Raw genomic sequence first — 21694 nt, 5'->3', positions numbered from 1 at the left:
CGTGTATCGGGTCTTCTGTTCCGCTGCTCGGCTGCTCGGCTACTCCGCCTTGTCCGTGTCGATGCCCAGGCCCGGCAGCAGGCCCGGCAGGAGCGGGGGCAGTGTGACGTCCGGGACCGGGGGCTTGGACGCCTTGCCCGACGGCGCGGGGGAGCTGCTTCCCGTGCCCGGCTCGAACAGGCCGCCCGTATTGCCGCCCAGGAGCCCCTCGTTGGAGGGCGAGGTGGAGGGCTGTTGCGGCTTTCCGCTGGTGGCGGGGGCGCCGTGACGGGAGGCGGAGGACGACGACGGAGCCGACGGGTGCGTCGCTCCCGGGGTGCCCGGGTGCGAGGTGTCCTGCCGGGTGTGGGTCTTGGACGACGTCTTGGGCAGCAGCGACTGCAGCGGCCCGACCTCCTGGTCTATGGCGGTGAAGACCGAGTTCACCTTGTCGCCGACGTCGGTCAGCTGGGCGGGCAGCTTGCCCCGCAGCTTGCTCCAGCTTTCGCGGTGCGCCTGGGAGAAGGAGTTGAGCGCGGCGATGGCGCCGAGCGAGCCGTCCTTCGCATAGGCCTGGTGCAGCAGGCGGTGGCCCTCGGACGCGTCGTGCTCCATGCCGCTGAGGGCGCGCCGGACCTCGCCGAGCTGCTCGTGGTCGAGGTCGCCCGAGCGGCCTCTTTCCATGAGGCGTCTCGCCTCGGAGAGCCGGGCCGAGGCCTGGTCGAGGTAGAGCTCGCCCCGGCTGGCGTCGTCGTCGGCCATGCCGAGCTTGAGGTCCTCCATGCCGCGTTTCAGCCCGTACAAGGAATCACCGGGGAGGGCGTCGGAGCTGGCAGCGGCCACGCCGCTGAAGGCTCCCGCGGCCACACCGATGCTGAGCCCGCCCGCCGCAATGCCCTTGGACCAGCGGGAGCGGGGTCGCAATTTCCGGAGCGACGTCGCCCGGTGGGCGCCGCGGCCGGTCCGCTGCTCGGGCACCTGAGGGTCGGCGACACCGCCGGCGAACATGCGCTCCATCTCGGCCATGAGCAGCGCCCGCTGCTCGACCTTCACCTGCGGGTCCATCTCCGGTTTCGGCAATTCGCCGAGCCCACCCGCCAGGGTCAACAGCCTGCCCGTTTCGGCCTGTTCGGCCGGACCGGTCTCGGGTGTCTCCTGGTCGGCCGCCGAGGCTTCTTCCAGGGCCTGGGCGAAGGCGTTCGCCCGCCGGTGCGCCGATACGTTCGCGATCACTGGCGGCACCTCCTCTCGTCATCACGGTCGACTCCCCAAGGGGCCTGGAAGGTTGCACGCCTTGAGCACGTCCACACGATCGAGTGAGTGGCCGTGGCCATGACGTGACCACAGGGAGCCTGCATCCCGCACAACGACGGACGCGGCACTTGGGTTACGGACGAAAGATGAGACGAAAGATGATCGGACCACAGCGTCATCGAGTGCTCACGGATGGTGAGTTGGACCCGCCTGGGGGCGGGTCGGCGGGTGGTGACCGGAAGGGCCGGACGGTCAGCGTGCGTCGTCCGGCAGGAGCCGGGCCAGGGTGCGTACGGCCCGGTACTGGAGGGTCTTGATCGCGCCCTCGTTCTTGCCCATGACGCGGGCGGTCTCGGCGACCGAGAGGCCTTGCAGGAAGCGCAGGGTGACGCACTCCTGCTGCTGTGGATTGAGCTTGCGTACGGCTTCGAGCAGCGCGGCGTTGGAGAGCGACTCCAGGACGGAGTCCTCCGGTGAGCGCTCGACCTCGTTGGCGTCGAGCATTTCGCCGGTGGTCACTTCGAGCCGGAACCTGCTCGACTTGAAGTGGTCGGCGACCAGGTTGCGCGCGATCGTGACCAGCCAGGCGCCGAAATCGCGGCCCTGCCAGGTGAAGGTGGAGATCCGGCGCAGGGCGCGCAGGAACGTCTCGCTGGTGAGGTCCTCGGCCGTCGCCTTACCGCCGACGCGGTAGTAGATGTAGCGGTAGACCGTGTCGCTGTACTGGTCGTAGAGCCGCCCGAAGGCGTCGGCCTCGCCGGCCTGTGCGCGCTCGACGAGATCCATCATGCGGGCGCTGTCGCTGTCGGCGGTGGGCCGGCGGGCGGTGGGCGTCGCGGACGTGCCCGTGCTGCGGCCGCCGCTCCGTCTACCGACCGCGGCACCACCGTCGGCCAGGGCATAGCAGGGCCCGACAGGTGTTGCGGTGGCGAAGGCAGGGGCGCCGGCGTACGCGGTGGGGACGAAGACGCGCAGGCGGTCGACGACCGCCCCGCGCAGCGTAGCCAGGCCCGAGGCGTCAACCCCGACGTGTGGGTACACGGGACTCCCAGAGGCAGAGCTTCCATCACGTGCAGTGCGGAACTGTTCACCCATCGTGGCGATGTGCGGGTTCCGGATTGCGTCTGAGGAGAATAACGCTTCGTGCAGGGAGCGCTACACCCAGTTGCTCAAATCGTCGATTCCGTCGCTTCTGTTACGTCTATGCGTCTGTTCAGGGCACGCATGGTGGCCGGAAGTTGATCGAGTTGCTTTCGGATCTGTCCGCGACGGGGATCTGTTGTGGCCGGGTACGGGCAACGGGGCAGGCGGGCCGTGGGGGGTGGGCCGAAACCCCCGCGATCGGATATTGCGGCGGGGGGTGGCTGCGGACAGTGGCGGCCAGGATGCGGCGGGGTTGGTAAGGCCCAGCCCCCGGGGCTCCGCCCCGGGCCCCGGGGAGTTTTCCCACCCTCCCGCCCGTGCGGCTACTTGAGGGGTGCGGCTCCCTGGGGCTCCGCCCCAGACCCCGTTCGCGCCTTAAGGGCGCTCGTCCTCAAACGCCGGACGGGCTGAGGATGCCCATGCTGGCCGGCACCGAATACCTAAGGGGCGCGGGGAACTGCGCGGGAAGCGGGCACGGTCCGCAGGTGAAAGCGAACCGGGGTTTTTGGGGGGCGCGGGGAACCGTGTGGGTGGGGGTCAGCGGCGGCGGCGGTGGAGGGCTACCGCGGCCGCCGTGCCGCCGGCGAGCGCACCGACCCCCGCCGCGGCCGGGATGCCGACCTTCGCGGCCTTGCGCCCGGTCCGATAGTCCCGCAACCGCCACTCCCTCTCCCGCGCGTGCCTGCGCAGCTTCGCGTCGGGGTTGATGGCGTAGGGGTGCCCGACGAGCGACAGCATCGGGATGTCGTTGTGCGAATCGCTGTACGCCGCGCACCGGGAGAGGTCGAGGCCCTCGGCCGCGGCAAGGGCACGTACCGCCTCGGCCTTGGCGGGGCCGTGCAACGGCTCGCCCACCAGGCGCCCCGTATAGACGCCGTCGACGGATTCGGCGACCGTGCCGAGCGCGCCGGTCAGGCCGAGCCGGCGGGCGATGATCGTGGCGGTCTCGACCGGCGCGGCCGTCACCAGCCACACCTTCTGGCCGGCGTCGAGGTGCGCCTGGGCGAGGGCGCGGGTGCCGGGCCAGATGCGGTCGGCCATGTACTCGTCGTAGATCTCCTCACCGATGGACATCAGCTCGGAGACGCGGTGGCCCTTGACGATGGACAGCGCGCTGTCGCGGGCGTCCTGCATGTGCTCGGGATCCTCGACCCCGGCGAGCCGGAACCAGGCCTGCTGCCAGGCGAAGCGGGCCAGCTCGCGGCGCTGGAAGAACTGCCTCTTGTAGAGGCCGCGCCCGAAGTGGAAGAGCGCGGCGCCCTGCATCACGGTGTTGTCGAGGTCGAAGAACGCGGCGGCGAGATCGTCACCGACCACGGGGAATTCGGGCTCCGGCGGAGTCTCGGCCGCCTGGGTGTCCGCCTGCTCGGCCCGCTCCGCCCGTGCGGCCTGTTCCGCCAGCACGGCGCGTTGCGCCAGCTCCGCGAGTTCCTGCGACGACTTGCGGGCTGCCTCGGCTGCGGCCTCGCCGGCCAGCACGCTGCGTGCTGTCGCCGAGCGCCTACGACGGGTGAGCCATCCCAGTGCGGCCATGCCGTGAGCATAGCCAGTCGGTTGGAGGGTCCCCGACGCGCCGGGGTGCGATGGCGTGAACTCTGCGCGGACGTCACGTTAAACGGATGATCCGGGCTTATGGGTCCGCGAGCTGCCCGGGGCTGGAGAATGGAAGGCATGAGTCCCTTGCTGCGACGTACGAAGAAGCCGGGCGGGAACCCTGCCGACCGGGTGGTCACGCTGATCGGGAAGCCCGGTTGTCATCTGTGCGACGACGCCCAGGAGGTGATCGAGGCCGTGTGCGCCGAGACGGGCGCGGCCTGGGAGAAGAAGGACATCACGCGGGACGAGGCGCTGCACAAGGAGTACTGGGAGCAGATCCCGGTCGTCCTGGTCGACGGCGAGCAGCACACCTTCTGGCGCGTGGATGCCGGGCGCCTCAGGGCCGCGCTGACCGGCTGAGGTCCCCCGCGGTCGTCCTCGTCCGAGCCGTGAACCCCCTCTTCCCGGCCGCAGCCCTCCCCGTCCGGGCCGAGCCCTCGTCCTGCGGGCCGCGATCTCCCTCTTACGGGTCGCGGTCGGCTCCTCCGGGGGCGCGGTCGGCTCCTCCGGGGTCGTGGTCGGCTGAGCAGCCAAATGAGGGGTATCGCGATGGTTGCGGTTACCATCAGGGGCGTTTTGCTGTGGTTCGGGGGTATCGCTGTGAGGAGAGTGTGCGGCTTTGCCCCCTTCGGGTCCTGAACGGACCGAACCCGTCTGCGGTTCCGCGATTCCGTCCCCGGCTTGCGTGAGCCCGGTCACTTTGCTCGGACAAAGCGGACACCATCTTTGTGCACGCGTTCACAAAGACATAGCCTGCATCCGACGGGGCGGCCCTGGGACATGTGGCCGCCTGCAGCCCCGCTCATCCCGCAGGAGCACCGTGGCAACTGGCCGAACTCACCGACCGGCGACCCGAAGCCGAGGAATCCCCGAGGCCACCGTCGCCAGGCTTCCGCTGTATCTGCGAGCGCTCACCGGACTCTCGGAGCGCTCCGTGCCGACGGTCTCCTCCGAGGAACTCGCGGCCGCCGCGGGGGTCAACTCCGCGAAGCTGCGCAAGGACTTCTCGTACCTGGGCTCGTACGGCACCCGCGGTGTCGGGTACGACGTCGAGTATCTCGTCTATCAGATCTCCCGGGAACTGGGTCTGACCCAGGACTGGCCGGTTGTGATCGTCGGTATCGGTAACCTCGGCGCGGCCCTCGCCAACTACGGCGGCTTCGCCTCGCGCGGTTTCCGGGTCGCCGCCCTGATAGACGCCGACCCCGCGATGGCCGGGAAGCCGGTGGCCGGGATGCCGGTGCAGCACACCGACGACCTGGAGAAGATCATCAGCGAGAACGGCGTCTCGATCGGGGTCATCGCGACCCCCGCGGGCGCCGCCCAGCAGGTCTGCGAGCGTCTGGTCGCGGCCGGGGTGACCTCCATCCTGAACTTCGCGCCGACCGTCCTGTCGGTGCCCGAGGGTGTCGACGTGCGCAAGGTCGACCTCTCCATCGAGCTCCAGATCCTCGCCTTCCACGAGCAGCGCAAGGCCGGCGAGGAAGCCGCCGTCGCCGAGGCCGCCGCCGCCGTGGTGCCGCCCGTGCGCGCCGCGGGCAATGGCCGGAAGGGACCGGACGGGGATCTGCCCGCCGTGATGCCGGCATGAGCCTCCTGGTCGTCGGCCTCAGCCACCGCAGCGCCCCCGTCAGCGTCCTGGAGCGGGCCTCCCTCTCCGCGGACGCGCAGGCCAAGCTGCTCCACGACACCCTCGCCGCCGAGCCCGCCGCCGAGGCCGCGGTGCTCGCCACCTGCAACCGCATCGAGCTGTACGCGGACGTGGACAAGTTCCACGCCGGTGTCGCCGAGCTCTCCACGCTGCTCGCCCAGCACAGCGGCGTGGGCCTTGAAGAGCTCACCCCTTATCTGTACGTGCACTACGAGGACCGGGCCGTTCACCACCTCTTCTCGGTGGCCTGCGGCCTCGACTCGATGGTCGTCGGCGAGGGCCAGATCCTCGGCCAGATCAAGGACACCCTCGCCCTCGGTCAGGAACTGCACACCGCTGGGCGGCTGTTGAACGACCTGTTCCAGCAGGCGCTGCGGGTCGGCAAGCGCGCCCACAGCGAGACCGGCATCGACCGGGCCGGGCAGTCGCTCGTCACCTTCGGTCTGGAGCAGCTCGCCGCGGGCGCTTCCGTAGAGGGGTGGGCGAAGGGCAAGCGGGCGCTGGTCATCGGCGCCGGTTCGATGTCCTCGCTCGCGGCGGCGACGCTCGCGAGGACCGGCATCGACGAGGTCGTCGTCGCCAACCGCACGCACGCCCGCGCCGAGCGGCTCGTCGAGATCCTCGGCGAGTCGGGCACGGCCGCGCGGGCCGTCGCGATGGCCGACGTCGCACGGGAACTGACACGAGTCGACATCGCGGTCTCCTGCACCGGCGCCACCGGCCTGGTGCTGACCGGCGAGGCCGTCGCCCACGCGGTCGGCGAGAGCCTCACCGAGCCGGCCCCGGCCGCTCCCGCGCAGAGCGCCGCCGCCCTCGGCTGTCCCGTGGACTTCCCCGGCACGGCGGCCGCGGGTGCCGCGATGGCCGGGTTCGGGGTGGTCGACGGGGCGCTCAGGGCCGACGGGGCGGCCGCCGTGACCCCGGGTGCCGATGCCGACTCCCTTGAGCTGCACGGGAGTTGGGCCGAGAACACCGAGCGCAGGATGTCGCGGGAGCGCCGCGACATTCCCGTACCGGCCGGGCCCGTGCGGCTCGCGCTGCTCGACCTCGCCATGCCGCGGGACATCGACGCCGCCGCGCACCGGGTGCCCGGAGTGCGTCTCGTCGACATCGAGTCGCTCGCCGAGGCGTCCGCGGACGCCCCGATGGCCGCCGATGTGGACCAGGTGCGCTCCATCGTCGCCGACGAGGTCGCCGCGTTCGGCGCCGCCCAGCGGGCCGCGCACATCACGCCCACCGTCGTCGCGCTGCGCGCCATGGCCGCCGAGGTCGTGGCCGGTGAGGTCGCCCGCCTCGAAGGCCGGCTGCCCGGCCTCGACGACAAGCAGCGCTCCGAGGTCACCCAGACCGTGCGCCGTGTCGTCGACAAGCTTCTGCACGCACCGACCGTGCGGATCAAGCAGCTCGCCGCGGAACCGGGTGGCGCCGGGTACGCGGACGCGCTGCGCACTCTCTTCGACCTCGACCCGGACGCGGTGGCCGCCGTCTCCCGGGCCGATCTGAACGACGCCGATGTCAAGAACCGAGGGCGGTCATGACCGAGAAAGCACTGAGACTCGGGACCAGGCGCAGCAAGCTCGCCATGGCCCAGTCCGGCCATGTGGCCGACGCCGTACGGCAGTTGACCGGCCGTCAGGTCGAGCTGGTGGAGATCACCACGTACGGGGACACCTCCCGCGAGCACCTCGCGCAGATCGGCGGCACCGGTGTGTTCGTCGTGGCGCTGCGCGAGGCGCTGCTGCGCGGCGACGTCGACTTCGCGGTGCACTCCCTGAAGGACCTGCCGACCGCCGAGCACCCCGACCTGACGCTCGCCGCGATCCCGGTCCGCGAGGACCCGCGTGACGTGCTGGTCGCCCGCGACGGACTGACCTTCGCCGAACTCCCGGACGGCGCCCGCGTGGGCACCGGCTCGCCGCGGCGGATGGCGCAGCTCAACGCGTACGCCCGCAGCCACGGGATGACGATCGAGACGGTGCCGATCCGCGGCAACATCGACACCCGGGTCGGCTATGTCACCAAGGGCGAGCTCGACGCGGTGGTCCTGGCCGCCGCCGGGCTCAACCGCATCGGACGCAGCGACGTCGTGACCGAGTCCCTCTCGGTCGACACCGTTTTGCCCGCCCCCGGCCAGGGGGCCCTGGCGATCGAGTGCCCGGCGGCCGACGCCGGCCTCGCCGCCGCGCTCGCCGAGCTCGACGACCCGCTCACGCGGGCCGCCGTGACCGCCGAGCGATCCCTGCTCGCCGCCCTGGAGGCCGGCTGCAGCGCACCTGTGGGCGCGCTGGCCGACTTCCTGGACGACGGACAGGCTGTTCATGAGATGCGCCTGCGCGGAGTTGTCGGTACCACCGACGGTTCCTCGCTGGTGCAGCTGTCCACCACCGGTCCCGTACCCACGTCGCACGACGAAGCGATGGCCCTCGGACGCGAACTCGCGGACGAGATGCTCGCCAAGGGTGCGGCCGGTCTTATGGGGGAGCGAGCACTTTGAGCCCCACGACCCACCCCACCGCAGCCGGAAACGTCACCTTCCTCGGTGCCGGTCCCGGTGACCCCGGACTGCTCACGCTGCGCGCCGTGGAGGCGCTGGCGTCGGCGGACGTCCTGATCGCCGAGCCCGCTGTGCTCGACGTTGTTCGCGCGCATGCGCGGGCAGGTGTGGACACACCTCAGCTGACGGTCATTGACGAGGCGTCAACAACCGCCGGGATCCCTGTGTTGAGGGACGCCGCCAATCTTGTCATGGAGGCCGCGCGCTCCGGCAGGCGGGTCGTCCGTGCGGTCTCCGGCGACCCGGGCCTCGACGGCGACGCCGCCGGCGAGATGCTGGCCTGCGCCTCCGCGGGCATCCCCTTCGAGGTGGTGCCCGGTGTCGCGTCCGCGGTCGGCGTGCCCGCGTACGCCGGTGTTCCGCTGAGCGGCGCGAGCGGCGCGGACGTCCGCTTCGTCGACGCCCGTACCGCCTCCGAGCGGTGCTGGACGGAGGTCGGCGCGAGCGACGGCACGGTCGTCGTCTCCACCACCCTGGAGACGGTCGCCGCCGCGGCCGGCGAGCTGGTGTCGGCGGGCCGTAAGCCCGACACCCCGATGACCGTGACGATCGCGGGCACCACCACGCGCCAGCGGACCTGGTCCGCGACGCTCGGCTCGGTCGCCCAGGTGCTCAAGCAGGCGAAGGTGCTCCCCTCGCCGGACGGGCACCAGGCCGTCATAGCCGTGGTCGGCGAGCGCAGCGCACCTGCTCAGCGGGACCAGCTGTCGTGGTTCGAGTCGAAGCCGCTGTTCGGCTGGCGGGTGCTCGTACCGCGTACGAAGGAGCAGTCCGCCTCGCTCTCCGACCAGCTCAGGTCGTACGGGGCCGTGCCGCACGAGGTGCCGACGATCGCCGTCGAACCGCCGCGCACGCCCCAGCAGATGGAGCGCGCGGTCAAGGGCCTGGTGACGGGCCGCTACGAGTGGATCGCGTTCACCAGCGTCAACGCGGTGAAGGCGGTGCGCGAGAAGTTCGAGGAGTACGGGCTCGACGCGCGCGCGTTCGCGGGGATCAAGGTCGCCGCGGTGGGCGAGCAGACAGCGGCCTCGCTGGTCGAGTTCGGCGTCAAGCCGGACCTCGTGCCGAGCGGTGAGCAGTCCGCGGCCGGCCTCCTGGAGGACTGGCCGCCCTACGACCCGGTCTTCGACCCGATCGACCGCGTCTTCCTGCCGCGCGCCGACATCGCCACCGAGACGCTGGTGGCGGGCCTGATCGAGCTCGGCTGGGAGGTCGACGACGTCACGGCCTACCGGACCGTGCGGGCCTCGCCGCCGCCGGCCGACACCCGTGAGGCGATCAAGGGCGGCGGCTTCGACGCGGTGCTCTTCACGTCCTCCTCGACGGTGCGGAACCTCGTCGGCATCGCGGGCAAGCCGCACAACGTCACCGTCATCGCGTGCATCGGTCCCGCCACGGCGAAGACCGCCGAGGAGCACGGGCTGCGGGTGGACGTCATGGCTCCGGAGCCGTCCGTCCACAAGCTGGCCCAGGCGCTGGCGGACTTCGGGGCGGCCCGTCGTGACGCGGCGGTCTCCGCGGGCGAGCACGTCACCCGCCCGAGCGAGCGCCGTCCGGGCGCGAGGCGCCGCCGCACGACGTAATCCGGCCGGGGCGGGCCCACCCGCGGCTCCGCCCCGGAACCCCGGAGCCGTTGCACCCGGGTGCGGGCCGTGCTCGCTTCTCGCGCAGTTCCTCGCGCCCCTGGCGGGGCTGATCCGTGGCGGGCGCGGCGGCGAGGCCTCCACAGCCCGTCCGGCGCTTGAGGACGAGCGCCGTTCAGGCGCGAACGGGGTCCGGGGCGAAGCCCCGGGAGCCTTCACCCCCGGAGGGTCTCGGGAAGGGGCGGGGTGGGGAAAACCGCCCCGCGCACCGGCGTAGCGTGTACGACATGACTGAGTACGGATCCTTCCCCGGGGCCCGGCCCCGTCGGCTGCGCACCACCCCCGCCATGCGCCGCATGGTCGCGGAGACCCAGCTGCACCCCGCCGACCTCATCCTCCCCGCCTTCGTACGGGAAGGGATCACCGAACCCGTCCCGATCCAGGCGATGCCGGGCGTCGTCCAGCACACCCTGGACACCCTGCGGAAGGCCGCCGTGGAGGCGGTCGGCGCGGGCGTCGCCGGGATCATGCTGTTCGGCGTGCCGCACGACGAGAAGAAGGACGCGGCCGGAACCGCGGGCACCGACCCGGACGGCATCCTCCAGGTCGCCATCCGCGCCGTGCGCGAGGAGGTCGGCGACGACCTGGTCATCATGTCCGACCTGTGCCTGGACGAGTACACCGACCACGGCCACTGCGGCGTGCTCGACGAGGACGGCCGGGTCGACAACGACGCCACCCTGGAGCGCTACGCGGAAATGGCCCAGGTCCAGGCCGACGCGGGCGTCCACGTCGTGGGTCCCTCGGGCATGATGGACGGTCAAGTCGGCGTGATCCGGGATGCGTTGGACCAGACCGGCCACGAGGACGTGTCGATCCTGGCCTACACCGCGAAGTACTCCTCCGCGTTCTACGGCCCGTTCCGCGAGGCCGTCGGCTCCTCCCTGCGCGGCGACCGCAAGACGTACCAGCAGGACCCGGCCAACACCCGCGAATCCATGCGGGAGTTGGCGCTCGACCTGGCCGAGGGCGCGGACATGGTGATGGTGAAGCCGGCCGGCCCGTACCTCGACATCCTGGCGAAGGTGGCCGAGTCGGTGGACGTGCCGGTCGCGGCGTACCAGATCAGTGGCGAGTACGCGATGGTCGAGGCGGCGGCGGAGAAGGGCTGGATCGACCGCGACCGGGCCATCCTGGAAACCCTGACCGGCATCAAGCGGGCCGGGGCGAACATGATCCTCACGTACTGGGCCACCGAGGTAGCCCGAGACCACCTCTGACCCCGGCACACCCGCCCCGCTGCCCGCCCCGCCTGCCGCCCGAGGGCAGGCGGGGCGGTGTTGCGCTTCCCCGGTGTTCGGTTCGCCGATGTTCAGTTCTGAGAACGCGGCACCCCATGCCCTTTCTGAAGTGCGACGAAGGGAAGACCTCGCCCGGACATGAAGTACCTAACCAGCGAGCCCGACCGGGGCATGGCCGGTGTTGAGCTCTTGGCTGGGAACCGCGTTGCGGCTGCAACTCTTGTTCGATAAAAATTGCACTTGATCGGTGGGACGTGCGGGACGCGGGTGACCGCGTCGCCGGCGGGGCGTCCTGATGGGGGCTGGCGATGCGGGGGTGTGTGCGTGAAGTTCGACATGGGGTCCACGACTCTGTCCGATCTGGGCAGGAGCACGGGCGGGTCCAGCAGTGATCTGGGCTCGCTGATCCGGCAGTTGATCGCTGCGGCCGATCCGCTGGAAGGCAAGTTCAACGGGGCCGGGAAGGCCGCGTTCGACCAGTTCAAGAATCACGCCGACGAGATCACCAACGACCTGAACGGGTCGTTGCAGGACATTCTGGGCGGCCAGTCCGGTATGGACAACGCGTTCGGTGCCGGTGACCACGAGCAGGAGTCCAACGCGCACCAGAACATGTCGTCGGCCAACTTCGACGCCGCCCGCTTCGGCGCACGCCACTAACCCGGGGGAGACGGAACAACATGGGTCAGAATCTGGACCGGCGCAGCTACGACACCGGCGCCTCCACCGAAGTACAGGGCGGCCTCGCCGGGATCATCGGCAACCTGGAGCGCGTCCTCAACGACCGCGACCGGGCCGTGAAGGCCGCGATGGCGGAGTTCACGGCGGACGGTGTCTCCGACGAGTACCACGGCAAGGAACTGCGCTGGAACAAGGCGGCCGCCGAAGTCCGCGAGATCATCCGCCTCGTGCGCGGCACCCTCGAACTCAACGACGGCACCGCCCACTCCACCCTCTCCAAGGCGAAAGCAGCCGTCGACGCCATCGGCTGACCACAGCGCAGCAAGTCTTTAATACACGGGGACGCAGAAACGGGGATGTGGCATGTCGGGGTGGGATGTCTCACCGTCCGGGGTGGAGTCGGTGACTTCGCTGGTAGGGGTGGCGATGGATGACGTGGCCAAGAGCGTCACGTCGTACGGGACGAACGTGACCAGCGCCGCGAGTTCCGCCGGCACGATCAGCGGTGCCTACTGCGGCGTGGGCACGCCCACCGGGCCGATCGGTGCGGCGTTGGATCTGTTCGTGGAGAAGACCGCGGGCGATGTGCTGTTCCTCGGCGCACGCGCGGCCAAGTCCGTGAACGGCGCGCGCCAGGCGACCGCGTACTACGTCGCCGGAGACCTCGGGTTGGCCGCGAACGCCGAGCACTCGGCGCTCGCCGCGCCGGAGGTCAAGCTGCCCACGTCGGGCGGCCCGCAGGGCGGGAAGAAGTAACACATGATCGAGCCGTCCGGCATACCCCAATTCCTGGGCAACCTGGACCAGTTGGAGAAGGACGTGTCAGCGCTGCGCACGGATGCCACGGGCATCCGTAACGGCGGCAAAGACGTGCACTCCCGCTTCCAGGCCCTGGCGGGGGTCTACAAGGCACCAGAGGCCGAACAACTCCTGGGCACCACGCGACCGGTGCTGGACAAAGCCGAGATCTTCGCCCAGAACCTGGAGACGGTGGCCGACGCACTGGAGACGTTCTCCGTCGAGGCCCGACCGCTTGCCAAGCAGCTGGCCCAGCTCAAGACTGACGCCATCGCGTTCGTCGACGCTGCCGGGGGCAGTGACGACTGGACGTACGACGAGGACAAGGTCAGCCGGCACAAGGACCTCATGGACGGCGTGAGCGCCGCCGAAAGTGCCTTCAGGGACGCCGAAAACCGGGCGGCGAGCAAAATCTCGGCCATCGTCGGCGGTCCCAAGTTTGTGTACGACGACGGCAGCCACACCTCGAATGCCCAGACCGTGATGTACGGCTACGCCCTCGACGACCTGGAGCACGCCGACAAACTTCCCTGGGGCACGCCCGAATCCGAATCCCACCACCCCTGGGAGATCGGCTACTTCGCCAAGAACTACCTATGGGACGGCTACGTGGTCGACGGAGCCTTCGGCACCCTTAAGGGCCTCGGCCATCTGGTCGGTATCGGGGGCTCGGCCGGCGACGCCTGGAGCGGCGTGGGGGACGTCTTCGGTGGGATCGGCCTGTATCTGCTCTGGCCGTACGACTGGGTGATGGACCACACGATCGGTCCGGACGCCCCCGATCCCGACGAGGAACGCGAGAAGACAGCCCTCCGCGAGGCATTCAAGGGATTGGTCGCCTGGGACGACTGGCACGACAATCCCTCCAGGGCCGCAGGTGCCGTCACCTTCAACGTCGGGGGCGTAACCGGGGTTCTGCGGGGGCTGGGGAAGGCCGGTGAGGCCGGTGAGGCCGCCTCGAAGGCGAGCAAAGCGGTCAAGGCCGCGGCCAACCTCAGCACCTACCTCGACCCCGTCACGGTGGGCCTGAAGGTGGGCGGCAAGCTCGTCAGCGAGATGCCCACGGTTAGCGAACTCGCCTCCCGCATGCGTGTCCGCCTCGGCTCCGACGCCGATCACCTGCGTACCGTGTGGCAGCTTGACGACGGCCGCAAAGTCGTCGTCAAGGACGACAAGTTCATCCCGTACGACAAAGACGGCAAGCCGATCACCAAGCCGGCGCCGGCGGACGGGGCCGCTCCCCAGCCGACGACGCCGGACGCCCACCCGGGCATCCCCGAACGTCAACCGGTCGGGGTGGGGGCGCGGGGGCCGGAGGCCAGTGCGCAGCGGCGACACTCACCTTCGCAGCCGCCCCACCCTGCGTCGAGCGGCAGCTCGGGCCGCGGTGCGGGTCCGCACACCCCTCCCAGTGGCGGCGGTCACGGTAATACTCCGGCATCGGGTGCCAGCAGCCATGGCTCGTCCGGCGCTGGCCACGCGCACAGCCCCACAGGGCACGGTTCCGGTGGCCACCCCCATGGCCAGACGTCCCAGAGCCCCACCCACTCTGGCACGGGCCAGCCGGCTACCGGTTCGGGGCCTGGCGGCCCACCTACCCCCCATCAGGGCCCGCCGAAGCTACCTCGACTGCCGGAAGGCGGTCGTATCCCTGAACACACCTTTGAGCACGTGCTGCAAGGGGAGCTCAAGTACGATCGCAATGGAGACCCCAAGGTGGTGGGATACCATTTCCGCCCTGGCGGCCGCGATCTGAACCCTCACATGGTGAAGGTGCCGAAGGTTATTGAAATCGATCACAAGACGGGCTTGACCACGGGAAACGTGTGGATGCGTGATCCGCGAAGCGGGTTGATGTTCAGGAAGCGTGCCAAGACGACCTTCTTCCCTCCGGGCTGGACGGAGAAACAGGTCAGGCGTGCGATGGAAAAGGCATTCAAGAATGGTCGGGTGGTCGATCCTGTCACCAACAGATGGCGTGGAAACTGGAAAGGTATCCAGTTCGAAGGTTACTTCGATCCTATTACGGGTGACGCCAAGACCATTTACCCGCTCATGCCGTAACGGGCAAAAGGAGAACAGTGCAGTGATCCGCACTCAGTACTACGTGCAGGACGCGTTCGGGGGGCCGGAGTTCTCCGGCTCTAGCGAGCTGAGCATCCTGGGCCAGTGGGTGACGGCTGACATTCAGCTTTCGCCGCTGTCCGTTCTGGAGGCCATCGACCTAGTGGCCCAAGCGAGGGCCGATTCGGGATTCGTGCCGGAGGATCTGGATGGAAACGCGCACACCGCCACGATCAGCCCGCAGGGCGTGAGGGTGGAGAATCACTTCGTCGAGCACGTTCGGGGTGACTTCACTCTCGATGACACGTTCCGCATTTTGGTCGACTTCTGGGACTACTGCTGTCAGGCGCATCCCGAGAAGGTCGATGCGCGCCGACGGCAGTACGCCGAGGAAAATGGCCACGATCCGCTGATTGGAATCCGTGATTTCCTCGGTACGTGACGCTCTGCCCTTGGACTGACAGCCTCTGTGTGCGACTCGACGGTGAGGGGGACTCGAATGCCCGGGGAGTTTGCGGTATTCGACATCCGTAAGAACTGGAATCCCGCCGCGTTTCCGAGCGATGAGGCAGCGGCGCAGCAACTGCTGGAATGGCTCGCCTCGGACGAGTACGACCTCAATGGCATGCAGCGTGATTTCCGGGGAGCCGACCTCTCGGGCGGGGATTTCTCAAATGCATGGTTCACCGATGCGGTTCTCATCGAGGTTCGACTTGTCGGTGCGCAGTAGGGCTGCCACTAGCCTCGGACCGATGCCAGCGCCTTGCGCAATGCTCGGCTGGCCGAGCGGGCAAAGGACCATGTACACGCACAGGAGCTGAAGCGTCGGACTCCGGCACCCGGCGTCCATCGGCCCTCTTCAGGCACCCACCTTTTCCCGACGGAACAGAGCATCAGTGACCAAGGACGTCATCGCCCTCACCCCCGGCATGCCCGAGCCAGCCGCCCTGATGGCCGGCCTGTACGCGGGAGGTCCCGATCTGCGTGTCAATGCCGTTGCCGACGGGGCGGTGCTCCAGCTGTGCACCGCCGGCGGAGCCCCCCTCATTTCCGTCGAGGCCCCGCAGTTGATTCATCATCCGGGTGAGGTTCGTCGGCTGCTCGGCGACCAAGTTCCGCTGCCGGACGGCCCGTTCTGGTGGACGGAGGCACGTGCGACCACCGCCGCACCCGAGAGCGAGCGCCTCGCCGCATCCTTTGCCGGACGTGTGGCCACTTTGCTGGGCGGCACCGTCTGGCCACCCCATGTCGCGCACACCGATGTCGTCCCCACCAGTGGTCTCACCCTGCCCACGCCTCCCGGCGACCTGCCGCCGGCCGTGGACATCCAGACCGAGCGCGCCTCCGTCATCCTTCAGGACCGCCCGGTCATCGCGCTGACGACCTGGCTCTCGGGCGCTCTGGGTGCAGCGGCAGCCGACGGGCGCGCTCTGCAACTCGTCACCCCTCCCACCTGCCGCCTCACCCAGCCGGCCCGCACCGCACTCGGCACCCACCCCAACCGCTGGGTCGTCCAGCACCCCGAACACGGCTACTACGACGGCATTTCTGGCGTTCAACTCCGTTGGCGGGCGAGTGCCTTTGTGCCCGCATTGGGCGAGGGCGGCGCTCGCATCGCGGAGCCTTTCAAGCCCGATCAGGGCCCTGCCGGGCATCAGCTACTGCTCTCCATACGCACCATCCAACCCGCGACCGAAGAGCTGCTTCTCGGCGGCGCGCTCGAAACGGCCTGGCAGCATCTGACCGGGGCCCCGCCCATCGGCTGGGGCTCGTCCGAGCCAGTCAATCTGCCGTGGTCCAGACGCCAGTTGACCGCCTTCGCCCGTACTCGCGCGCAGAGGTCCCAGTCCACCTGGCTCTTCGCCATCGGGGGTCCGGAACACCCGGCCATCGCCACGACGCGAGTCCTGCACACCCAGGCCGGCATCGAGGAAGACACCACCTTCGCCCTCGGGTACGCCCCCGGGATCGCCCCGCCGCTGGACGCCCTCCCGGAACTGGCCCGCCTGCTCACCGCCCGCCACGGCGTTGCCACCATGCTTGCCACGCTGCGTACGGGTCGAAGTGACCTGACCGCTCCCTCGCACTTCGAGTCGCTCCCCGTGCCAGTGTCCTTCACGCTCGGCCCTGATGCGGTGCGTCGAGCAGGCCTCGCGCACGACGAGGCGCCCGCCCCGCACCTGGCGCCCCTGCGCCTCGGTCCCACCACCGCCGGCGCACTTCACTACACCCTCGGCGACGGCACCCGACCAGAGTCCTGGAGCAGGCTGAAGCAAGTGACCCGGGCGCTCAACCCGCAGGTGCAGTAGCCGGTGCGGCGTTCACCCGCTCCAATGGACGCACTACTCGATGTGCAGCCCGGCGAGCCGACGTCCTGCGGAAGGGCGGAGGGGTACGGGCTCGCGGCGCCCGACATCGTCGACGGTCGAGGGCGGGACGTCGCCGATGCGGTCATCGGCAGACCCTGCAGACTTGGCCGGCGGCGGCGAGCCAATCGCCATAGCGCGTGCGGCAGATCAGTGCGTCGTCCCGGCCCGTCAGGGCGTCCGCGGGGGCCAGGGCGAAGGGGCCGGCCGTGGCGTCGGTGGTCACTGTGCGGTAGTCACCGCGGGCCGCGAGGGTGAGGCGGCCGATGTCGTCCAGGGCGATGACCTCCGGGCCCACCACGTCGCGGATGCCGAGCAGCGGGGGGCCCGCGGCGATGTCGGCGACGGCGCGGGCGGCGTCGGCGGCGTGATGGGGGAGGGAGGGGGTGCGGGCGGAGGCGCCGAGTGCGCGGTCGGAAGTGAGTAGTTGATGGGCTCCTTGCAGGTCGGGCGGCGGGTACGAGGTCGATACTGGTGCCGGTGGCTCGGGCCATCAATGCGCGTATGTGCACGATCGTGAAGTCACGGTTAACGATGAGTGGCACGGTGCCCCACGGCAGGGCTCCATGCGGCAGCGCTCCGTGCGGCACGGATCAAAGCGAACAGGGCGGGTGGGCGGCTTGCTGGAGCGACACGAGATGGAGGTGTTCCTCGCGCTCGCCGAGGAGCTGCACTTCGGGCGTACCGCCGAGCGGCTGCACGTCTCCACGGCCCGGGTGAGTCAGACGATCGCCAAGCTGGAGCGGCGCGTCGGCGCCCCGCTCTTCCACCGCACCAGCCACAGGGTGGAGCTGGCCCCGCTCGGGCGTGACCTGTACGACGAGGTGCGGCCGGCCTGGGACCGCATCAGCGCTGCGGTCGTGCGAGCGGTCGAGCCCGGGAGGGGCGTGACCGGGACGCTGCGGGTGGCCTTCACGGGCCGCGCCGCCGGCCAGCTGCTTGTCGCTGCGGCCCAGGAGTTCCGCGCCCGCCACCCCGACTGCGACGTACAGATCTGAGAGGCTCAACTGGCCAATGTTCTGGCGTGGTTGAGCTCCGCCGAGGTGGATCTCGCGCTGACCCGCCACCCGATGACGTCGCCGCACCTAGCCACGGGACCGGTGCTCGTGTGCGAGGCGCGGATGCTCGCGGTGCCCACCGGCCATCCCTTCACGCGCCGCCGGACGGTGACGGCGGAGGATCTGGCCCGCGTGACGGTACTGCGGGTGCCCGAATCCCTTCCGGACTCGCTGCGCGAGGACATCGCACCGCCCCGCACGCCCGCCGGCAAGCCGGTGACGCCGGGGCCGGTGACGGCGACCTTCAACGAGGCGCTCACGCTCGTGGGTGCGGGCGAGGGCGTTTTCGTCGTGGGAGCCCACGTCAGGAGATACTTCGCCCGTCCCGATGTCGCGTACGTCAACCTGGAGGGCGCCGCGCCGGTCGAGTGGGGACTGGTGTGGCCCACCGGGCGGCGCTACCGCCCGGGTCCAGGCCTTCAGCGAGGCCGCCATCGCCGTGCTCGAGGGCCGCGCGCCGGCCCGCTGAGCGGGGAGGGCAGCCGGTCCGGGGCCGCCCCGGGCTCGGTGGGACGCATCCCCAGGGCCCTCTCCTGGACCATCCCCAGGGCAGCACCCGGGCGCGTGGAGGCGACCGCTTCCCCCGTCCCCATCGCAGCGGAAGGTTGCGCATGAAGTACGCCATGGTCGTCTGGGAGGACGGCGGCTTCTCCATCGACCCCAGGCCCTACATCGATGAATTGCCGCGCCTACAGGCCGAGTTGCCTCCCGGTGCCTGGGCCTTCGCTTCCGATCCCGGTCACTATGACATGGGGCACGGCAACCAGAGATGCGTGAAGAATCTCCAGCTTGCCGGCGTACGGGTGGCGACCGACAAGAGCGGGGGTCTCGTCCTGGAGTTCGCGCCGAATCCCTGGAAGCACGATGCCGGTTTGCGCCTCAGCTATGACGCGTGCGGTCGAGTCTCGGCTGAGACGGACTTCAATGGGCGCACCACTACCTACAGCCACAACGCTGCCGGTCATTTGGTTACGCGAACCAACGGTGCGGGCGAGACGGTTCAGTTTGAACGCGATTCGCTGGGACGAGTTACGAAACAGAGCTCCGGAAGCGATATTGCCACGACGTTCGAGTATGGACGGGACGGCAACCTAGGGCGTGCCGTGAACGCGCATGCGGAAATTGTGCTTGAGCGAGATTCCGTCGGACGGACAGTGGCAGAGAGCACCAATGGGATGCGAGTCACACACGCCCACGATGTCCTTGGGCAGCGTACCCGCCGCACGACGGCATCCGGATGGTCCTCACACTGGACATATGACCCGGCTGGACGCCCAGTTGAGTTGCGCTCGGTGGCAGGGCCATCGACCTTTGAATTTGATGCCGCAGGACGAGAGGTCGAGAGGCGAATCGGCGATTCCGTCACTCTTCGGCAGGAGTGGGCGCCGGAGGGGCTGCTGATCACTCAGGCCCTCTCCGTGAACGCAGACGAGGTCGGCAGGGGCCGCCTTGTGCAGCACCGTGCGTACCGGCACCGTGCCGATGGCGTCATCACGGAAGTTCGCGAACTCACCGCCGGCACCCGTCGTTACGACCTCGACTCCACAGGCCGAGTCAAAAGCGTGCGGGCGCATGGATGGGGTGAGCAGTACGCATACGACGCGTCGGGCGCGTTGGTTCATGCTGCCGCACCGGGTGGCGGGGGTTCAGAGGCACGCGAGTTCGACGGGACGCTCATCCGCCGCGCCGGGTGTACACGCTACGAACATGATGCTCAAGGACGCCTCGTCCGGAAGACCCGCAAGCTGCTCAACGGCCGGCGCCGCGTCTGGACTTACAGCTGGGACGCCGAAGACCGTCTCATCGAAGTGACCACGCCGAACGCTGAGCGATGGCAGTACGCCTATGACCCACTCGGCCGGCGGATCTCGAAACAAAGAGTCTCGGGAGCCGCCGAGGAGAGCACGCGTACGGAATTCGTGTGGTCGGGGGTACACCTCGTCGAACAAATAGAGCCCGACGGGCAGATTACGACGTGGGATTACGCGCCCGATGACCCCCACCGGCCTGTCTCCCAAACCAGTCATCGAGCACGGGCCGCGTCCGCGAACGATTCCTTCCTGGCGCAGCTGGCTGACGATACGGTTGACGAGGTCATTCCGGTGCAGCAGGCCCTGATCACAGATGTTCTCGGCACTCCAACCGAGCTGATCACAGCATGCGGGGAAATAGTCTGGCAGCGACGCACGACACTCTGGGGTAACACGCTCTCGGATCCGGACGATTCATCCGGTGATGGTTGCCCTCTGCGTTTTCCGGGCCAGTACGCCGACTCGGAAACGGGCCTGCATTACAATCATTTCCGCTACTACGACCCTGAAACAGCTCGTTACCTCAGCCCTGACCCTCTAGGGCTTGACCCGGCTCCGGATCACCACGGTTACGTCTTGAACCCGTTGGGCTGGCGTGACCCCCTGGGCCTGTCCGGTAAGGGGCCATCGGGGCCGAAGAACCCGCTGAACTTCGGGCATGGGTACACGGGGCGACGGGATACTTGGCCCGTGGGTAACAAGGGAAGGGATGTGGAGATCCACGTCTATGATAAGTCCATGCGCGAGGTCGGGGTGTTCAACAGCCAGGGATGGTTCAACAAGCACGGCATCAAGGGCTCAGACGTCGAGGTGCCGCCAGCTGTGGAGAATGCCATCAAGGGGCGAATGATCGAGGAGCTCCGCAACGTCCACCGCATTGGGGAGAAGGGGACGGAAGACATCACAGGAGACAAGTGGAGGCGACCGCCTCTCGCAGCGGAAGGGTGCAAATGAAGTACGTCACGGCGGTCTGGGAGTCTGGCGGGTTCTATCTCGACCCAATGGCCTACCTGGAGGAACTCCCCAAGCTGCGCGACAAGTTGCCCCCCGGCGCCTGGGCTTTTGCATCAGATCCAGCGCATTATGATATGGGTCACGGCAATACTCGCTGCGTGAAAGATCTTGAGCTGTCCGGAGTTCAGGTGGCCACCGACAAGAGTGGGGGCCTTGTCCTGGAATTCTCGCCGAATCGCTGGAAGCATGATGCAGGCTTGCGCCTCAAGTATCTCGGTGTGACCCACTTCGCCATCGACTATGCGCACTCCATCGACTGGATGGACGTCGAGACCGTCCTCCTCGATGAGATCCTCCCGGTCGACGAAAACGGCTTCGCTCACGAGATCGCCTTGACTGACGCTTCAATTACTGTACGTGCCGTTGACCTTCAGGCTGAGTGGACGAAGGAACCCGACAGTCCACTCTGATGTGCCGTTTCCACGGCCGTTCAGCCCGAGCCCGTAACTCTGGAACCAGGGCTGGACTTGAACAGCGCGTCCCCTGACCGGGTCAGGCCAGGATTCGCCTCGGCTTAGTGCCTGACGGGGCGGCGCGGCCCACTGGTCGAATTCGCGGACGCGGTGCTGCACAGCGACGGGCTGGTGGGGACGTCGGCGGACTTGGTATCGGCGCACAATTGCCAGCGCGGTCCAGAGCCCTGTACGGCGCCGGGGCCGTGACCGCGTGGATGCTGAACGGCTGCGGACGGCGCTGACCGGTCGGCCGGCGGCGCGCACGCCGACGAGCGCCAGTACTCGCGGTGGATGGCTCAGTCCGGCGGAGTTACGGAACCCAGGCCGTCCTTCCCACCGGCGGCTTCTACTCGTGGGCGGAGCGCCCGGACCGTTGTGAGCTGCAA

Annotated in this window: 21 protein-coding genes; 17 read left to right on the top strand and 4 right to left on the bottom strand. The window is 69.1% G+C overall.

The features are described 5' to 3' along the window. Positions 1-39: 39 nt before the first annotated feature. From OG432_RS13970 to OG432_RS13960, 3 genes are all read right to left on the bottom strand, one after another. Positions 40-1212, bottom strand: a complete 1173-nt coding sequence (locus OG432_RS13970; RefSeq protein WP_328311264.1) for a DUF5667 domain-containing protein — start codon at positions 1210-1212, stop codon at positions 40-42. 273 nt (positions 1213-1485) lie between these two features. After that, positions 1486-2274 (bottom strand): ECF subfamily RNA polymerase sigma factor, BldN family, encoded by a 789-nt coding sequence (locus OG432_RS13965; RefSeq protein ID WP_053724590.1) that lies wholly within the window; start codon positions 2272-2274, stop codon positions 1486-1488. A gap of 639 nt (positions 2275-2913) precedes the next feature. Continuing rightward, a complete protein-coding gene (locus tag OG432_RS13960) occupies positions 2914-3909 on the bottom strand; it encodes an HAD family hydrolase (protein ID WP_328311263.1) in 996 nt (331 codons plus the stop codon). Positions 3910-4047: 138 nt separating this feature from the next. On the opposite strand from OG432_RS13960, the gene OG432_RS13955 reads away from it, so the two are divergent. From OG432_RS13955 to OG432_RS13895, 13 genes are all read left to right on the top strand, one after another. Continuing rightward, positions 4048-4332, top strand: coding sequence for a glutaredoxin family protein (locus OG432_RS13955; protein ID WP_328311262.1), 285 nt, complete (start codon positions 4048-4050; stop codon positions 4330-4332). 460 nt (positions 4333-4792) lie between these two features. Continuing rightward, on the top strand, positions 4793-5563 hold the full coding sequence (locus OG432_RS13950) for a redox-sensing transcriptional repressor Rex (protein WP_328311261.1): 771 nt from the start codon (positions 4793-4795) through the stop codon (positions 5561-5563). After that, complete coding sequence (locus tag OG432_RS13945; protein ID WP_328311260.1) at positions 5560-7161, top strand: glutamyl-tRNA reductase; 1602 nt, start codon at positions 5560-5562, stop codon at positions 7159-7161. The genes OG432_RS13950 and OG432_RS13945 overlap by 4 nt, the downstream gene beginning before the upstream one ends. After that, positions 7158-8117 carry a hydroxymethylbilane synthase gene (gene hemC, locus OG432_RS13940; protein ID WP_328311259.1) on the top strand — a complete coding sequence of 320 codons (960 nt, stop codon included), beginning with the start codon at positions 7158-7160 and terminating at the stop codon, positions 8115-8117. The genes OG432_RS13945 and hemC overlap by 4 nt, the downstream gene beginning before the upstream one ends. Then, positions 8114-9760, top strand: coding sequence for a bifunctional uroporphyrinogen-III C-methyltransferase/uroporphyrinogen-III synthase (locus OG432_RS13935; protein ID WP_328311258.1), 1647 nt, complete (start codon positions 8114-8116; stop codon positions 9758-9760). The genes hemC and OG432_RS13935 overlap by 4 nt, the downstream gene beginning before the upstream one ends. A 287-nt stretch (positions 9761-10047) precedes the next feature. Continuing rightward, positions 10048-11040: a porphobilinogen synthase gene (gene hemB / locus OG432_RS13930; RefSeq protein WP_328311257.1), complete on the top strand. Its 993-nt coding sequence runs from the start codon at positions 10048-10050 to the stop codon at positions 11038-11040. Positions 11041-11385: 345 nt separating this feature from the next. Then, entirely contained in the window at positions 11386-11721 is a 336-nt protein-coding gene (locus tag OG432_RS13925) for a hypothetical protein (RefSeq protein ID WP_328311256.1), read from the top strand. 20 nt (positions 11722-11741) lie between these two features. Next, entirely contained in the window at positions 11742-12053 is a 312-nt protein-coding gene (locus tag OG432_RS13920; RefSeq protein WP_328311255.1) for a pore-forming ESAT-6 family protein, read from the top strand. Positions 12054-12105: 52 nt separating this feature from the next. After that, complete coding sequence (locus tag OG432_RS13915) at positions 12106-12498, top strand: DUF6507 family protein (RefSeq protein ID WP_328311254.1); 393 nt, start codon at positions 12106-12108, stop codon at positions 12496-12498. Positions 12499-12501: 3 nt separating this feature from the next. Further along, positions 12502-14604, top strand: a complete 2103-nt coding sequence (locus OG432_RS13910) for an EndoU domain-containing protein (RefSeq protein WP_328311253.1) — start codon at positions 12502-12504, stop codon at positions 14602-14604. Between the two features lie 22 nt (positions 14605-14626). Then, the gene (locus OG432_RS13905) at positions 14627-15046 is read left to right on the top strand and encodes a hypothetical protein (RefSeq protein ID WP_328311252.1); all 420 of its coding nucleotides are present in this window, start codon (positions 14627-14629) and stop codon (positions 15044-15046) included. Between the two features lie 57 nt (positions 15047-15103). After that, positions 15104-15334, top strand: coding sequence for a pentapeptide repeat-containing protein (locus tag OG432_RS13900; protein WP_328311251.1), 231 nt, complete (start codon positions 15104-15106; stop codon positions 15332-15334). Positions 15335-15500: 166 nt separating this feature from the next. Beyond that, positions 15501-16913, top strand: coding sequence for a DUF6177 family protein (locus OG432_RS13895; RefSeq protein ID WP_328311250.1), 1413 nt, complete (start codon positions 15501-15503; stop codon positions 16911-16913). A 142-nt stretch (positions 16914-17055) separates the two neighbouring features. On the opposite strand, the gene OG432_RS13890 is transcribed toward OG432_RS13895, so the two are convergent. Beyond that, a complete protein-coding gene (locus OG432_RS13890) occupies positions 17056-17271 on the bottom strand; it encodes a hypothetical protein (protein ID WP_328311249.1) in 216 nt (71 codons plus the stop codon). A gap of 319 nt (positions 17272-17590) precedes the next feature. On the opposite strand from OG432_RS13890, the gene OG432_RS13885 reads away from it, so the two are divergent. From OG432_RS13885 to OG432_RS13870, 4 genes are read left to right on the top strand one after another with little or no spacing between them, the layout of a single operon-like run. Further along, complete coding sequence (locus OG432_RS13885; protein WP_328311248.1) at positions 17591-17968, top strand: LysR family transcriptional regulator; 378 nt, start codon at positions 17591-17593, stop codon at positions 17966-17968. A 30-nt stretch (positions 17969-17998) separates the two neighbouring features. Next, entirely contained in the window at positions 17999-18643 is a 645-nt protein-coding gene (locus OG432_RS13880; protein ID WP_328311247.1) for a LysR substrate-binding domain-containing protein, read from the top strand. Next, positions 18640-20793 (top strand): RHS repeat domain-containing protein, encoded by a 2154-nt coding sequence (locus OG432_RS13875; RefSeq protein ID WP_328311246.1) that lies wholly within the window; start codon positions 18640-18642, stop codon positions 20791-20793. The genes OG432_RS13880 and OG432_RS13875 overlap by 4 nt, the downstream gene beginning before the upstream one ends. Beyond that, positions 20790-21263: a hypothetical protein gene (locus OG432_RS13870; RefSeq protein WP_328311245.1), complete on the top strand. Its 474-nt coding sequence runs from the start codon at positions 20790-20792 to the stop codon at positions 21261-21263. The genes OG432_RS13875 and OG432_RS13870 overlap by 4 nt, the downstream gene beginning before the upstream one ends. The last annotated feature ends 431 nt before the right edge of the window (positions 21264-21694 follow it).

The organism is Streptomyces sp. NBC_00442 (genome assembly GCF_036014195.1).
GTDB lineage: Bacteria > Actinomycetota > Actinomycetes > Streptomycetales > Streptomycetaceae > Streptomyces.
This window is presented reverse-complemented; position numbering and strand designations above follow the sequence as displayed.

Excerpts from the sequence above, each read along its gene's own strand:
- OG432_RS13960 (WP_328311263.1), bottom strand. The coding sequence starts at position 3,909 with ATGGCCGCACTGGGATGGCTCACCCGTCGTAGGCGCTCGGCGACAGCA.
- OG432_RS13955 (WP_328311262.1), top strand. The coding sequence starts at position 4,048 with ATGAGTCCCTTGCTGCGACGTACGAAGAAGCCGGGCGGGAACCCTGCC.
- OG432_RS13945 (WP_328311260.1), top strand. The coding sequence starts at position 5,560 with ATGAGCCTCCTGGTCGTCGGCCTCAGCCACCGCAGCGCCCCCGTCAGC.
- hemC (WP_328311259.1), top strand. The coding sequence starts at position 7,158 with ATGACCGAGAAAGCACTGAGACTCGGGACCAGGCGCAGCAAGCTCGCC.
- hemB (WP_328311257.1), top strand. The coding sequence starts at position 10,048 with ATGACTGAGTACGGATCCTTCCCCGGGGCCCGGCCCCGTCGGCTGCGC.
- OG432_RS13920 (WP_328311255.1), top strand. The coding sequence starts at position 11,742 with ATGGGTCAGAATCTGGACCGGCGCAGCTACGACACCGGCGCCTCCACC.
- OG432_RS13915 (WP_328311254.1), top strand. The coding sequence starts at position 12,106 with ATGTCGGGGTGGGATGTCTCACCGTCCGGGGTGGAGTCGGTGACTTCG.
- OG432_RS13910 (WP_328311253.1), top strand. The coding sequence starts at position 12,502 with ATGATCGAGCCGTCCGGCATACCCCAATTCCTGGGCAACCTGGACCAG.
- OG432_RS13900 (WP_328311251.1), top strand. The coding sequence starts at position 15,104 with ATGCCCGGGGAGTTTGCGGTATTCGACATCCGTAAGAACTGGAATCCC.
- OG432_RS13875 (WP_328311246.1), top strand. The coding sequence starts at position 18,640 with ATGAAGTACGCCATGGTCGTCTGGGAGGACGGCGGCTTCTCCATCGAC.
- OG432_RS13870 (WP_328311245.1), top strand. The coding sequence starts at position 20,790 with ATGAAGTACGTCACGGCGGTCTGGGAGTCTGGCGGGTTCTATCTCGAC.